Source organism: Pseudomonas sp. MPC6, assembly GCF_006094435.1.
Taxonomy (GTDB): Bacteria; Pseudomonadota; Gammaproteobacteria; order Pseudomonadales; family Pseudomonadaceae; genus Aquipseudomonas.
In genome coordinates, this window is sequence record NZ_CP034783.1 from 1,985,560 (window position 1) to 2,000,783 (window position 15,224).

Sequence of the window (15,224 nt, forward strand, 5' to 3'; positions counted from 1 at the left end):
AATGCAGTTTCGCCACTCTGTAGGAATGGGGGGGCTGGTTGGCTTGCTGTTGCTGACCGGTGTGATCTTGAGCGTGCTGGTTTGGCATGATCCCGAGTCGCTGGGTCTTGCGGCCGGCAGTGACCGGCAGACGATCTGGCTTTGGGTGATATCGGCCGCGACGTTGGTCGTCGCGGGGCTTCTGGCAGGGTATCGACTGCTGGGACTTCAGCTAGGGCAATCGGCTTTTAACCGGCTCGACGCGGATGATGTTGTCCAGCCTCCTCAACCTGCCTCCACTGAGACTCGGACGCAACCGACCGACCTCGTGCAAGCGTATTTGCGCAATCAGCACGGCCCCTTCTGGCGTCGTAAAATTCGCCTGCTGCTAGTCATCGGCGAACCTGACCAGATCCAGGCCATCGCCCCGGGCCTGACCCAAGAAAACTGGCAAGAAGGCCAGGACACCGTCCTGATCTGGGGCGGCAGCGTCCAAGGCAATGCGGAAGATGCGCCCATTGCACAGTACCGCAGCCTCAACCGCTGGCGCGGACTCGACGGCGTCATCTGGGCCCTGAACAAAGAGCAGTCCAGCGACACCGCCGCGATGGGCGCCGGCGTGCGCTACCTGCAAACCCTGGCCCGCCACCTGCAGTGGCAGTTGCCGCTGTACCTGTGGCAAGTCTGCGCCAGTGAGTGGCCGCAGCCCGCTCGCGAGTCTCAAGCAGTCGGCTGCCTGCTACCCGCACGCGCCACCGCCGTGGCCCTGGAAACCTGCCTGGACAACATGATCGTGCCCTTGCGCGAATCAGGCTGGGCGCAAATGCAATGCGACATGAAGCACGACTTCCTGCTGCGCCTGTCGCACGATCTGCAGGTCGAGGGCATTGCCCGCTGGCGTCAGGCGCTCGCGCCCTTGTTCGGCGAGTTCGCCCGGGGTCTGCCGTTGCGCGGGCTATGGTTCAGCCTGCCATTGCCTGCACACGAGGATCACCCTGCGCACCATTGGCCCATCGACCCGGCCTGGCAGGGCGTGCTCGACGACAAGGCCGTGCACAGTCGCCGTTTGGGCCGACACCCCGTGCGCATTGTTTCGGCGGTGGTCATGGGCCTGGCGCTGGTGTGGGGCGCCGGCCTGCTACTGTCCTTCGCCACCAACCGCACCCAGATCGCGCAGGTGCAAAGCGCGCTGGCATCGCTCGAACAAGCCGGGCAGGGCGACGCGCAACTGCTGGCCCTGAACGACCTGATGCGCGAACTGGCGCGCCTGGACTACCGCGCCGAACACGGCGCCCCCTGGTACCAGCGCTTCGGCCTGAACCAGAACCAGAACTTGCTCGAGGCCCTGTGGCCACGCTATGTCGAGGCCAACACCCGCCTGCTGCGCGACCCGGCCGCGTCCAACCTTAAGGCCAAACTCAACGCCCTGATCAAGCTGCCCCCGGGCAGCCCTGAACGCGCCCAACGGGCCCGGGCCGCCTACGACCAGCTCAAGGCCTACCTGATGCTGGCGCACCCGGAAAAAACCGACGCGGCGTTCCTGGCCAAGGTCCTGCAAGAAGCCGAACCGACCCGCGCCGGAATATCCCCGGGTGTGTGGCAAGGCCTGTCACCAAGCCTGTGGCAGTTCTACGCCGAGCACCTGGCGGCGCACCCCGAGTGGCGCATCCAGGCCGACCCGAAGCTGGTCGCCCAGGCCCGGCAAGTGCTGCTCGGCCAGCTGGGCCAGCGCAATGCCGAAACCAGCCTGTACCAGCAGGTGCTCGACGCGGCCGCCAATCACACCCCGGACTTGAGCCTGGCGCAGATGGTCGGCGACACCGAGGCCGGCGCGCTGTTCACCAGCAAGGCCAGCGTCCCCGGCGTGTTCACCCGCCAGGCCTGGGAAGGCCAGGTGCGCCAGGCCATCGCGGCCGTCGCCGAAGCGCGGCGCGAAGAAATCGACTGGGTGCTCAGCGACCACCCCGGCGAGCTCGATGCCGAGCTGACCCCGGATGTGCTGCGGGCGCGCCTGACGGAACGCTACTTCGAGGACTACGCCAGCGCCTGGCTGGATTTTCTCAACCGTCTGCGTTGGCAGCCGGCCGATAGCCTCGGCGAGGTGATCGACCAGTTGACGCTGATGAGCGACGTGCGCCAGTCGCCCTTGATCGCGCTGATGAACACCCTGGCCTACCAGGGCCAGGCCGGCGTGCGCGGCCAGGCGTTGGCCGAGTCGCTGATGCAGTCCGCGCAGAAGCTGGTCGGCCAGGCCCCGGTGCCGGCGATCGACCAGCAGCTGCAGGGACCGACTGGCCCGCTGGACGCCACCTTCGGCCCGTTGCTGGCGCTGCTGGGCAAGGACGCGGAAGGCAGCGGCGACAGCGACCGCTTGAGCCTGCAGGCCTTCCTCAACCGCGTCACCCGGGTGCGCCTGAAACTGCAGCAAGTGCACAACGCACCCGACCCGCAGGCCATGACCCAGGCCCTGGCGCAGAGCGTGTTCCAGGGCAAGAACGTCGACCTCACCGACACCCAATCCTACGGCAGCCTGCTCGCCGCCAGCCTCGGCGCCGAGTGGGGCCAGGTCGGCGAGACGCTGTTGGTGCAGCCGCTGGACCAGGCCTGGCAACGGGTGCTGCAACCCTCGGCGGCCGGGCTCAACCGCCAGTGGCAACGCGCGATCGTCAGCGACTGGCACGGCGCGTTCGCCGGCCGCTACCCCTTTGCTGCCACCGCCAGTGACGCCTCCTTGCCGATGCTGGGACAGATGATCCGCGCCGATTCCGGGCGCATCGACCAGTTTCTGCAGCAGCAACTGGGCGGCGTCTTGCGCAAGGAAGGCAGCCGCTGGGTGGCCGATTCCCGGCACAGCCAGGGCTTGCGTTTCAACCCGCAGTTCCTCACGGCGGTCAATCAGCTCAGCCACCTGGCCGACGTGCTCTACACCGACGGCGGCATGGGCCTGAGTTTCGAACTGCGCGGCAAACCGGTGCGCGACGTGGTGCAAACCACCTTCGTGCTCAATGGCGAGAAACACGAGTACTTCAACCAGAAGGAAAGCTGGCAGCGTTTCAGCTGGCCCGGCTTCAGCAGCCACCCGGGCACCAGCCTGACCTGGACCAGCGTGCAGGCCAACGAACGGCTGTTCGGAGATTACGAAGGCACCTGGGGGTTGATCCGCCTGCTGGAAAAAGCCCGGGTCACCCCGCTGAACGACAGCGACAGCCTGCACCGCCTGCAGCTCAAGGCCCCGGACGGCCTGGAACTGACCTGGAACCTGCGCACGGAGCTGGGCGCGGGGCCGTTGGCGCTGCTCAAGTTGCGGGGGTTCACCTTGCCCCAGCAGATCTTTCTCAGTGAAAACGATGAGGCGGTCCTCAAGGCGCAAAAGAGGAGGAGCAAATGAATGTCCGCCAGAAAACCTGCAAGTCACCGTTGCCCACTACAAATCCCGGCACCAAGACCAAGCCGGATGCGGATGACGAAGCCATCGAGCTGACGGTGCGGGAGTTGAACCTCCTACTGGAGGGAATCGACCTCAGGGGCAATCAACCGCACAAGGTGCTGACGCCACGCTTCGGGCAAGCGATGAGCAGACATTTTTTTTGCGATTTACTCTGATACGCTGCTGAAACACTCGTTTACAGGAGTTGTTCGCATGATTGGCAAGCTAATTTCGACGGGTTTCAGTTTGGCCACCTTGCCCGCCCGCCTGACTTTTCGCAGCGTCCGCGCCTTGGCCATGACGCCTGCCGAAGTCAGCCGCCTGCTGGCGGACATGCGTCAGGCATCGGATCAGGCTGTGCAGGAACTCCAGGGGCTGTTGGCCAACGTCGATGCGGACATGACCCACAAAACGGCGCACCTCAGTGCTGCCGACAAGCGCCTGGCAGCCGAACTGGCCCTGCACGCCGCCGAACAACACCTGAACATGGCCGCGATCAACATTCTGCGGGCCGTCTGGCTGACGCTTCACTCGACGCCGAACTTGCCGCCAAGCGAGCTGGATAAGCGGCTTGAACAGGCACGTAACGACTAACAGACCGTCCGGCGGATCGGTCGATCCGAGCCAGAAATGGGAGCTCAGCATCCTTGAGTCGGCGCTTCAGGTGCAGGTGGTGGGGTTTATGGAGCGCTTACGGATCTGTGCGGGGGGCAGGTGACTGCTGTTCCTACCGCGACCCTTCAATTCTGCCCATAAAAAAGCCACCAGCAAAGGTGGCTTTTCAACACAAGCAGCTCAGGATCTATCAGTAAGCCTTGCCAGTCTTGTAGAAGTTCTCGAAGCAGAAGTTGGTCGCGTCGATGTAGCCTTCGGCGCCACCGCAGTCGAAACGCTTGCCCTTGAACTTGTAGGCCATCACGCAGCCGTTTTGCGCCTGCTTCATCAGGGCGTCGGTGATCTGGATTTCGCCGCCCTTGCCTGGTTCCGTATCTTCGAGCAGGTCGAAGATGTCCGGGGTCAGGATGTAGCGACCGATGATCGCCAGGTTCGACGGCGCGTCTTCCGGCTTTGGCTTCTCGACCATGCTGTGCACGCGGTAGATGTCGTCGCGGATCATTTCGCCGGCGATCACGCCGTACTTGTGGGTTTCCTGCGGATCGACTTCCTGGATGGCGACGATCGAGCAGCGGAACTGCTTGTACAGCTTGACCATCTGGGTCAGTACGCCGTCGCCTTCGAGGTTAACGCACAAGTCATCGGCCAGGACCACGGCAAAAGCTTCGTCGCCGATCAGTGGGCGGCCGGTCAGGATCGCGTGGCCCAGGCCTTTCATTTCGGTCTGGCGCGTGTAGGAGAACGAGCAGTTGTCGAGCAGCTTGCGGATGCCGACCAGGTATTTTTCCTTGTCGGTGCCCTTGATCTGGTTTTCCAGCTCGTAGCTGATGTCGAAGTGGTCTTCCAGGGCGCGCTTGCCGCGACCGGTGACGATGGAGATTTCGGTCAACCCGGCGTCCAGTGCTTCTTCGACGCCGTACTGGATCAGTGGCTTGTTTACCACCGGCAGCATTTCTTTGGGCATGGCTTTGGTCGCTGGGAGGAAGCGAGTGCCGTAACCGGCTGCTGGGAACAGGCATTTTTTGATCATGTGAGTCCTTGATTGGTGGTGCATCCATATTTTCGGCGCAGTCTAATCAGGCAGAGGACTTCTTACAACGCCCGATGCTGACTAACTGACCGTAGCGGTCAACTAATCCTGGACGTGACGTTAAGTTTTTTCTTCGGACCGATTCGCCGATATCTACAGCGGCACGACTTTGGTGGGCGTGAGTCAATGGTGATTCATGGTAAAACTTGGATTGGTCAAATGACCTGTTGTGGATGCAGAGTGGGTGCTGATCACGCCGGAGTACGTCCTCATGTCCGACATCTTCGACGGGGTCATGAACCACGAGTTGCCTTGCTACTTCGACGAATAAGCGCCCAGTGATGGTTCGCCTTGACATTCACGAACACTTTACATCATCACCGGTATACTCCCGGCCGTTCCCGTTTTTAGGATAAGTCGTCATGGTAAATCGCCGGCAATTGTTAAAAATCAGCGCTCTCGGTACCGCCTCCTTTGCGGCGCCGCTGGCGTACTCTGCGAGCAACACAACCGTGGCCTACAACACTGGCAACGTAACTGGCTCTACTTCCCCGAAAGATTTGTCCGATAATGCACGGAATTTGGATTATCTGGTTAACGGTGAAGATGCCTCATACCTCGACCGAAGAGGCGTGCCACGTAAGTCGTGGAAGGGGATGGAGGTTGAGCACAATGCCGATCAGATACGTCGCGAGTCGGAGTTCGATGCGGTCCAGACTCAGCGCGAATCTGAATTTGATTTCGATCAGGTTAACCGCGAAGTCAAGTTCAACACATTTATGGACGCCAGCGGTTACGAGCCGCCCATCCCTTACGCCTTCGGCATTCTGCTGGACCGCATGACGAAGACCATTTCATACCTTGGTAACGAATACCGGGCACGTAGCTCCTGCATTCCACTCACTACGAGCAGGTGGGCGGTTGATGAGGCAAAGCTAAAGTTAATCGGGGATGACTCGCTGCGGCAGAATTTGGCCGCGCTCGCAGAATCTCACGATTCCGCGAACGGCGCCGACCTGAGCGGGTGGGTACGTAAGCGGATTGCCAGCCCTATTGTTACTGTAGGCGGCATGCTCGATGCGCTACCGGTCAATATTTGGGAGTTTGCTAGCTTAATTGTAAGCAAGCCGAATCCCAAAGACACGGGTACATGGGACTGGCGGCCAGCGGTTCAAGCGGCCATTGACGCCGTGAATACGATATATTTCCCATTGGGAGAGTACGGACTCGGCGGTCCGGTTTACTTACGGGACAAAACTGTGCTCCAAGGTGCCGGGAGTGCGGCGAGCCGCCTACGCCCGTTGGGTGACTACGACTGTGTCCGAGTCTGGGTCGATTACGTTGGCGGTACGGGGATCAGTCGCGCAGGGCTTCGCGACATAATGATTTATCCTCAAGGGAACAGTAAGGGGACATACACGACTGGCCATGCCATACACGCAAAAACATCGGTTTCAAGTAAAGCCAAGGTATGGAAGTTGATGCTGGACAATGTACAGGTGTACCAGGTCGGCGGTACGGGTCTTTATCTGCAAGGTAATAGTGCTGCGTCAATTGCAGAATCGATGATCACCAACTTCGAGGCGAAGTTCTGCGGCGAAAACGGTATTTGGGAAAACCGATACTGCTTCGATACCTGGCTGGGGCAAGCGCTGCTAGAGGACTGCAAGCTGTTCGGCGCTCGCCTGCAAGGCGGATCTGCCACGTTCCTACACATGCATACGGTGGCGTGCGGTCAGAACGACGGTATCGGTAACCTGATAGGGGGGGGATACTCAATCGAGGGTAACTATTACGACCTTATCAACTGCCACGCTGACCGTAACTGTGGCCACGGCTTCATCATTGGTGGTTTTGGCTCCGAAGATCTGGCGCAGCATAATCGACTGACTGATTGCATTAGTTTTAACAACGGAGGTACCACCGGCATGAAGGTGGGCCGAAACTTGCAGGTCGGTGCGGTACGCGACCTCAAAGCAATAGGCGGATTCTTCGGAAATATTGGCAGGACCTTACTCACGAACAATGCCGTCGGCGTCGATTTGGTTTCCCCGAACACCTTCCAAGTGGATTTCATCGGGTCGCATTTTCGCGGCAATCAAACCCAAGCTGTACTTTTCGGCGCAATTGTTCCGGCTGGTGAGGTTACCTTCAGCGGATGCTCATTCGAGGGAAACGTATCTATTACGAACAACTACGCCAAAGCTGCTTGGATTGCGTGTAATGGCTCCGTAAACAAGCACATATTTAATTCGCAAACTTGGCACGGCATATCCAGCGCACTCTCCTTTGACAGTACCTCAACGGCGGGAGTTAGTGTTGACTCGCTCGGTGAAATCAAAGCCTCTCGAAACGGTGCTGCGGCCGCCCAGCTCCAGAGAAACGGCGATAATGGCGCAATACAAGAGTTCTGGCGAGCTAACACGAAGGTGGGGGAGGTCGTGGTTAACACAGCCGGCACGCAATATGGGTCGGCTTCCGCAGACTGGTTACAGCCACCTCTCAAGCTGGGGAACTACTACTTGTGGATTGATAGTTCGGGGCGGCTGCGCATTAAGAACGGGGAACCCACGAGCGGCACAGACGGCACCATAGTTGGAGCGCAGGCATAGGCCGATATGGCATTCAATATCGCCATGGCGCTTCAGAGGTTCGGTTCGGCGGTACAGCGGATACCACGGTAGATACCAAACGTGGTGGCCGCGATTATTAGGACCACCACGCCGATGACCAGCGCGATCTGCCACGGGAGGCCCTGCCCCAGACCGAAACCAGCGAGAATCCGACGTTCAGCAGTACGACACCGATGTCCATGTACGTGGCGACGCCGAACACGTTGCCGACCAGTGCGATGACACTGATGTCGTCTCATAAGGGCCCACGCACGGTTTTGCTGAGCAGGGGGGAGAGTGTAGTGCGGATCGATAAGGGCATGCCCCGCCGGTAGGCGAAAGTTAGCGTACGGGAAAATCACCCTGACACTGGGAGGCTCCGTGGATTGCCAAAGACGCCGATGCTGAGCATATAAAGTCTATCAAGAAAATTGGTCTTATACGCAAACAGGTCATCGAGATGACCGGGATATCGTTCACGGTGTTAAACCGAATCCTGGCCAAGTTAGGAGTCGACTATCCGAAGTCGGCTCGCGGAGGCCTCGCCTATTATCAAATTGACCTGATCAGTCAACGCATTCCAACGTCAACAGCAACGATTTCTTAAGCTTCCTGTCCTGATATCCACGCCAAACCAGAACAATTACTAACCCGCACAAAACCCCAAGCGCATTAGCCACCATGTCACCCAAGGACGCAGTACGCAGTGGCAGCAAGCTCTGCTCCAGCTCGATCAGCATCGAACCCGCCAACGGCAAAAGCAGTAACCAGATCAGCCGAGTCCGGGGGAACGCCAAAAAGGTGCTCACGGTCAGACAAAAGAACCCCGCCCAGTGATGCAGCTTGTCCTGGTTTTCGAACATCTGCGGCACCGGCTCGCCGCGCATGCCGGCGAAACACAGCACCAGCAGGATCACGAAAAACGCCAGCTTGGGTAGGGCACGCAGAATCCGCTGCTTCATTCGGTGACCTTGTAGAAGTTATTGTGGAAGAGGTCGATGTTGCGCCGCTCTGTCAGCGAGTACAGCGAGTAGCTGCGGGCCAGGGCAGCGCCACCGTCTCGGGTCAGCGGTGACCAGGCCAGTGAGGCCCGGCGGGTGGTGGAACTGGACATCAACTCATCGAACGGAATCGAGAAGTAAATGCCCTTACCGAAACTACCCTCGCCGTATTCATCCTTAGTCGCGTTGGTGACCGTCATCCAACCACCGAACCGCACGCCATTGCTGAACTCACGGGACAGGTCCAGGGTAACCCCCAGATCCTTAGCCAGGTAGCGCCCGACACTGAGTGCGCCGAGGATGTCCTGGAACGAACTGCGGTAGTAGAGCGTGGCATTACCGGTGATCGTGCTGTAATCACGCAGTCCGAAGCCTTGATCGAAATCGCGCTGCTTGACCCAGTTCATATCCACGCCTACGGCCCAGCGCTCGCCCATTGGACGATACAGGGCTTCACCGCCGACACCGGCGTACATCGACTCAAGATAACCGCCGTAGAGCATGCCATACAGGTCCTGGTCTAGCTGTTTGACCTTGTTCATCTGGAAGGTCGGCATCGTGACGTCCGACGTCGTCATGTATTGACGCAGATCCGTACGCACACGCGGCAGACCGCTGGGGGCGTCGTACTTAAACTTGTCATAGTTGTTCGCCAGGTTTGCACTCAGGGTGCCGCTCCACCACAAATCAGGCTGGAACCGATACTCGGCGCTAAGGTCCGCACTGAACTGATACAACAGGAAGCTGTCGGGGCCACCTACGTTCTGCTTGTAGCCCAGGCCCAGGCCATAGGTGAACGGATCCGGCTTCTGCGCGAACAGGGTCTTTTCCTGATGCGGCACGGGAACATTTTGCTCGGTGACCCGGCGCAGGTCTTCCACCGGCCGGTCTTCCTGGACCACTTCACGGAAAGTATCCCGGGGCAGGCTGACTTCCTGGACCGGCAGGCTGTAGCGCGTGTCGACCAGGGTGAACCAGTCGATCTTGTCGCTGACGCTATTATCGAGAACTCGCGAAGCACGGCCGACGGCTTTCGGGGTATGGAAATAGCGGCCCTGTTCACCGTAGACGATCAGCTCCGAATCACGTTGGGTGATGCGCGAGACGGTATAACCTGCGTTGTTCTGCAAACGCTTGGCGACACCGGCCCATTGCACGTCGGTAGGCGCGGTTGTTGGTTTGACATCCGGTACGGGTTCGGGCTTCGGGTCGAAGCTTTTGGTTGGTGCTTTACGGGTGGCAAAGTTGGTGTGCAGGGTGATGCCGAACATTGCGGTGTTACCGCGTTCCCAGGCTGCGTGGAGGTCGACCGTGTCGTTGGCTTTGAAAACCAAGCCGAGGTTGATTGGGGAGTCCTGGACTTGGTTGTTGCTCTGCGGCTCGTGCTGGTAGTCGTTGCCTTCGTACTCAAGCTTCAGTGACAGAGGATCCCAAGGGGTCTGGTAGGTCACGCCACCGAAGAAGGAAGGGGAGCCTCGGAAGTAGCTATTTCCATTGAAGCTACCCGCGTTTTCAACATTATTGTCGGGCGCTGGCCGGTCTTTAAATTTGTCATCCACCAGACCTAAGGGGTTGCTGATATCACCACGGTTACCGATATAGCCCCATGCCAGACCGAGACTGAGATCGAAGTTGCCTAATCGTTTGTTGCCAACAAAAAATTCACTCGAGAACAGGCCAGTACCGCCAATGTCTCGTGCTCCCACTGCGACCTGCGGAATCCAATGGCTCTCCTCCAGCAGGCGCACTTTGGCGTCAATTGCCTTGTCCTTATAGCTTTGATCGCCACTGAAGGATTCCGGGCCATAGTTGCGGTTACTGATTGAGGTATAGCGGAAGGCTCCCTCAAACCAGTCAAAGGGCTGAAACGAAACGCTGTAGCGACTGTAGGGATCAGTACGGCTGGCAGTCAGAGACAACTCACCTGCTGGTGCCATGCGCGCGCTAGGTGTTTGCAACAGACCTACGCCACCAAAGTCACTCTGGGTATAGCGCGGCTCGGCTATTGCCCAAGAGCTGCAACCGATCAACAGGTAAGGGATCAAGTGATACTTCATGGCTTCACCTCCAGCAGCGGCTGGGTGGCGATGAAAGCGGCCAGTTCAGTATTCAGATCAGGCGTGGGATCGCCCTTGGCGTTACTGCGCAGCGGCACATAAATGCGTGCTCCCGGCGCGGGCGGTGCGGATTTGGTTTCGTTCCAGAGTGCGATACCTTGCTGGAAAACGCGCCCATCCGGCTGGACGATAAAGAGCTGATCAGCGTCAGCGCCAGGATCACGCGGACAGCTTTTCAGATAGCCAATGGCCGGCTGCAAAGGCTGGTACGCCAACTCGCATTCGCCCAGCACCGCGCCCACAACCTTTACCGTTGTAGGACGGGGAGGGTACAGCAGCACATCACCATTGCTCAGGTAGGGATTGTCCCCACGGTTCAGTTCAACCCGCACCGGATCAAGCTGAGCCACCCTGCGGCCAGTGACCGGCATGGCTTGCACCTTGTCGCTGATGCGCGCGGCGAGTGCGGCCAGCTCGGTCTCGTCATCCTGCAGCGCGTTGCTGCGTACGGTTGCAAGATCAAAGAGTACGCCTAACTTGAGGCGCTCCTGCGCATTGCGCAGCGGGACATGCAGCCACGCAGCACCGAGCAGGTAAGCCTTCGGATTGACCTGGGCCGGCAGCAAAACATCATGCAGGCGAGTGCCTTCCTGGAACGAATAACTCCCGGGTTTGGCGGCATCGCCTTGCACGGTTACCTGCGATTCGGCATTTACGGCAAACGTCATGAACAGGCTGCAGCAAAGCAACCAGGAGGAACGAAGAATCATTGAACTACCGGCTTATTCGGGCGCACTTGAACAATGCGTAGGGGCAACTCGGGGGTCAGGTGCTGGACACTGGCCATGATGAAGCCGTCGGCAGGGTCGACCCAATATTGGTTCCGCGCGGTAAAGCCCAGACCGTCCATTGCGATCTCTTCGTCCACGCGCAATAACTCCACGTCGCGGTCGAGGATATGTACGGTTTCCAGGCCTTTTTTCTTGAAGCGGCTGGTGAGGATCACGCCCATCCGATAACCATCGGTGAAGTCCACCTGGCGACGGGTTTGCAGTCCATCGGCAATCCGGTGCAGACCCGTCTTGAAGGGGGACTCACCCTCAAAGCGGGTGCCATCCAGGTTGTCGTTGAAACCGACACTGCGGATGGCCAAGCCATCCTCAAGCATCAGGATCTGGCGACTCGAGGCCATCCAGAATCCAACGCCATCCTGCAGACGCACCAACGCCATCACGGCTTCACCCGTAGGTGCTGCAATGGTGATCTGGTAGTACGGAGTCGCATCCACTTGTTGGCGGGTGAGTTCCAAGGGCTCAGGTCCTTCGAAAGCGGCCTTGAGCGTATCCATCGAAGCGGTCATCAACGGGTTGCAGGCGCTCACCAGCAAGGAGGCCACCGATAGGGTGGCCAGTCGCAGAAATTTCACAAGAATTCCAGTTCTTAGTTGGCGTTGCCCAAGTCGTCTTGAATACCGGCACCAACACCCAGCAGGTTAGCCGTAGGGAATACCTGGCTGATAAAGCGATTCCAGCGGGTGACATCGGCCGGGCCTACATAAACCACATCCTGCGGCTGCAACTTGAAGTGCTGGGCAAGGGCAAACGCTGAAGGCGACTTTAGATCGATTTGGAAAACCTTGACTGGTTCATCCGCCAGATTCTCTACTCCGCGGATTACATATACCTCTTTGCCGCTGGAGGTTTCCTGGCGCAAACCGCCAACACTGCCGAGGGCATCGGTGAGGTTCATGTTGCTGCCCTTGAATATCAGGGCGCGTGTCGCGACAACTTCACCCAACACATAGACCTTTTTCTGGTCGTTGTATGGCAGGTGCAGTTGGTCTCCGTCCTTCAGGTACAGATTGTGCAGGTTCGAGTTCTTGCGATTGAGCGAGTCGAGATCGATGACATACTCACGACCGTCGCGCTTAAGTACCAGGCCGGAAATATCGGCAGTGCCGACCTGTACCGAACCCTGGCCCACCGCATCCAGAAGACTCAGAGGTGCATTGGTGATAGGTAACTGGCCAGTCTTGCCAAACGCGCCAGAGAGAACAACCTTCTGGCTGACGAAGCGCAGCATACTTACATCTACCTGAGGTTCAGCGATAACCTTGGCCAAGCGTGAAGCAATAATGGAACGAAGATCTTCAATGGTTTTGCCAGCAGCAGCGATCGTTCCTACGTACGGATAAAAGAGCGTGCCATCGGGACGAACCAGACGACCGTTGGCTTCGATTTGCTGCTGTGGGCCGGAAGGCGCTGTCAGCTCCGGGTGGTCCCAGACAGTAATGTAAACCAAGTCGCCTGCACCAATACGATACTCAGCGGGCTGGTAGCTCATCAGTTCTGGGGCAACTACGTTCGAATGGTCAGCGGCCGCTTCGATTGCCACCAGCTTAGGTGTAATCGGCACCAGTTCGATCCGGCTGCTTTCGGGTGAACCTTCACGTACCAGATTGCCTGTGTCCATGTGCTGACCAGGGGAGAAAATGCAGCCTTGCAGGGTCAGGCCAACCAGCATGGCCAAGGGAAGCGCGCGATTCATTGTCGAAATTGCTCGAAGGGAATAGGCAAAACAAAACCTCCCAGCATGGCTGGGAGGTTAGCGTATCGAACTTTAAGCGGAGAACTATTACCGGGTGGTGCCAGTTGTGCCAGTGGTGCCAGTGGTGCCGGTAGTACCCGGGGTACCGTCGTTACCGCCACCCCCACTGCTGTTGGAAGCAGCGACGCCGATAGCGACAAGACCCGCGCCAATGGCCAAACCAGTGCCAACTGTTACGGCACCTGCGATTGGTGTCGACAGGGACAGGCCCGAGGTCGCCCCAGGCGCAGTTGCGGTTGTGCTAGGAGCTTTTGCAGGCGCTGTTTCAGCCGCCATCAAAGGCAGACTGATGGAGGTAATGAGGGCCAAGGCCAGTAGCTTTTTCATGATCATGCTCCTTGAAAGGATAGTCCCTGGGGGGTATTAGGGTTAAGGGTATTGCAGTAAGTGTATGTATTGCAAGCTAGTGCTGCTGGTTTAGGGCTTTTTGAGATCAGTTCGCTCACCTTGGTATGCTGGATTGGGTGGACCTATGTGCGATTAGCCCACTAATCATGCCTCGAATTTAAAGATTGAGAGTGGGATTTGGGAGTGGCCGCGCCCCACATTCAAAGCTCTCAGTGGAGGCCTGATGCTGTGCTACCGATCTTTTAAGGAGCCCGTAACCATGATGCGTTGAACTGGACATCAAGGTGGTGTCCCCGCAAACCGTGTGAAGATTTTGCATTGGGAGCTCACCTACTTCTGCCTTCGGCTAAAGCGCCCGAGTTGGAGCGTTTCAAAACATCGCCTGATCTCATCGACAATGCCATCGTGTTGACGTTTTAGAATTTAATTGTTTGCTCGACGGTATTGCCTTATGGCGCGATCGGCTGCGTCAGTTCTTGGCGCCGCGTTTTGTCGCGTAGTTGAGCACAGTTCGGCATGAATTTCGCATCCTATGACCTTCCTGACCCTGTTTTGCTCAAGCAGATACTGCTTGAGGAGTCCAGTCGCCCCGCAGGAAAAGGAACGGGTCTATTAAGTCCAGGTTGTCGACTTTGAAGGAACAGTTCACGTTGCCACGCGACCTTTTGTACGGTCGCAAATCCAAGCAGACGGATGAGCCGGTTTTGGTGCTGTTCGACGTTACAAAAAACGTTGCGGTGCTGGGAATTGACTTGCATTTGTGGGCGACGCAAACACAGCATCGGCGAAGAAAACAGTTAACAGCTGTAGATTGTGCCGATGCAGATCAACATATTCGCATAGTCTAAGTCTGCCGTTGTTTTGACACCGCACCGGTCACCGGCGACAAGCGTGCTCAACCGATCCAAAAGAGCATGGCCCGCTCAAGCATAATGATGCGGCTAACCTGGAAACACGATGGCTTATTGTTGCAGCATTTTGAAACGGTACTCAATCTCCACGGGGTCGATTTCCCCATACCAGCCCCTGATGTGCTGGGTGCCCGATGCGGAGAGCACCAGCTATTGCCGCTGAATTTGATGCGCGGCCGGTTGCTGGAAACCCCGGCTATCCACCGTTATGAAACGTGGACGAAAGTTCTGAAAGAGTCGGATCGAGATCCAGCCAACCAGTCCTGGATGTGGGCCCAAGGCGGAGGCCTAAGCGCCAGTCGTCCTATTTGACTGCAACACTAGCCGAGCGCAGGAGATGCCGCTACACCTCACCGATTATCGCGGCTACCTGACATCGATAACAGAGCAGACCGAGCGGTAAAGCCTTTTGTTAAAGGAGCTAAAATTGGCCGTTCAGCGAAATGCCCCGGTCGCTACGGCCAGCGCTCAGATCTATAGCTTGGGCGAAACACCCAAGTCACCGGCCAGGAAGCTTATACGTAACTGCGCCTCGATCTGTGATGCAACCACAAGCCAATTCAGTCGAAGACTTTTAAGTCTGGTTATCATGGAACTTCACACCACAGATATTACGGTAAAGATAACGCCCATCTAT

Annotated in this window: 11 protein-coding genes; 4 read left to right on the top strand and 7 right to left on the bottom strand. The window is 58.1% G+C overall.

Annotated elements, in window-relative coordinates:
• The first annotated feature begins 1 nt into the window (after window position 1).
• The 3 genes from ELQ88_RS11365 to ELQ88_RS11375 are packed head-to-tail and all read left to right on the top strand — an operon-like array spanning window position 2 to window position 4,000.
• Entirely contained in the window at window positions 2–3,367 is a 3,366-nt protein-coding gene (locus ELQ88_RS11365; RefSeq protein ID WP_138965078.1) for an ImcF-related family protein, read from the top strand.
• A complete protein-coding gene (locus ELQ88_RS11370; RefSeq protein WP_152038657.1) occupies window positions 3,364–3,582 on the top strand; it encodes a hypothetical protein in 219 nt (72 codons plus the stop codon). The genes ELQ88_RS11365 and ELQ88_RS11370 overlap by 4 nt, the downstream gene beginning before the upstream one ends.
• 37 nt (window positions 3,583–3,619) lie before the next feature.
• Entirely contained in the window at window positions 3,620–4,000 is a 381-nt protein-coding gene (locus ELQ88_RS11375) for a hypothetical protein (RefSeq protein ID WP_138965080.1), read from the top strand.
• A 211-nt stretch (window positions 4,001–4,211) separates the two neighbouring features.
• Here the strand turns inward: ELQ88_RS11375 and galU are convergent, their stop codons facing one another.
• Window positions 4,212–5,051, bottom strand: a complete 840-nt coding sequence (galU, locus tag ELQ88_RS11380) for a UTP--glucose-1-phosphate uridylyltransferase GalU (RefSeq protein ID WP_138965082.1) — start codon at window positions 5,049–5,051, stop codon at window positions 4,212–4,214.
• 422 nt (window positions 5,052–5,473) lie between these two features.
• On the opposite strand from galU, the gene ELQ88_RS11385 reads away from it, so the two are divergent.
• Window positions 5,474–7,663: a hypothetical protein gene (locus tag ELQ88_RS11385; protein ID WP_138965084.1), complete on the top strand. Its 2,190-nt coding sequence runs from the start codon at window positions 5,474–5,476 to the stop codon at window positions 7,661–7,663.
• A 566-nt stretch (window positions 7,664–8,229) separates the two neighbouring features.
• Here ELQ88_RS11385 and ELQ88_RS11390 read toward each other — a convergent pair.
• The 6 genes from ELQ88_RS11390 to ELQ88_RS11415 form a co-directional block, all read right to left on the bottom strand.
• Window positions 8,230–8,625: a VanZ family protein gene (locus ELQ88_RS11390; RefSeq protein ID WP_138965086.1), complete on the bottom strand. Its 396-nt coding sequence runs from the start codon at window positions 8,623–8,625 to the stop codon at window positions 8,230–8,232.
• Window positions 8,622–10,721, bottom strand: a complete 2,100-nt coding sequence (locus ELQ88_RS11395; RefSeq protein ID WP_138965088.1) for a YjbH domain-containing protein — start codon at window positions 10,719–10,721, stop codon at window positions 8,622–8,624. Before ELQ88_RS11395 ends, ELQ88_RS11390 begins: the two co-directional genes overlap by 4 nt.
• Window positions 10,718–11,413 (bottom strand): capsule biosynthesis GfcC family protein, encoded by a 696-nt coding sequence (locus ELQ88_RS11400; RefSeq protein ID WP_228761595.1) that lies wholly within the window; start codon window positions 11,411–11,413, stop codon window positions 10,718–10,720. The genes ELQ88_RS11395 and ELQ88_RS11400 overlap by 4 nt, the downstream gene beginning before the upstream one ends.
• 74 nt (window positions 11,414–11,487) lie before the next feature.
• Window positions 11,488–12,147: a YjbF family lipoprotein gene (locus ELQ88_RS11405; RefSeq protein ID WP_138965096.1), complete on the bottom strand. Its 660-nt coding sequence runs from the start codon at window positions 12,145–12,147 to the stop codon at window positions 11,488–11,490.
• Window positions 12,148–12,161: 14 nt separating this feature from the next.
• On the bottom strand, window positions 12,162–13,268 hold the full coding sequence (locus ELQ88_RS11410) for a polysaccharide biosynthesis/export family protein (RefSeq protein WP_138965098.1): 1,107 nt from the start codon (window positions 13,266–13,268) through the stop codon (window positions 12,162–12,164).
• A gap of 87 nt (window positions 13,269–13,355) precedes the next feature.
• Window positions 13,356–13,655, bottom strand: a complete 300-nt coding sequence (locus ELQ88_RS11415) for a hypothetical protein (RefSeq protein ID WP_138965100.1) — start codon at window positions 13,653–13,655, stop codon at window positions 13,356–13,358.
• Window positions 13,656–15,224: the final 1,569 nt, after the last annotated feature.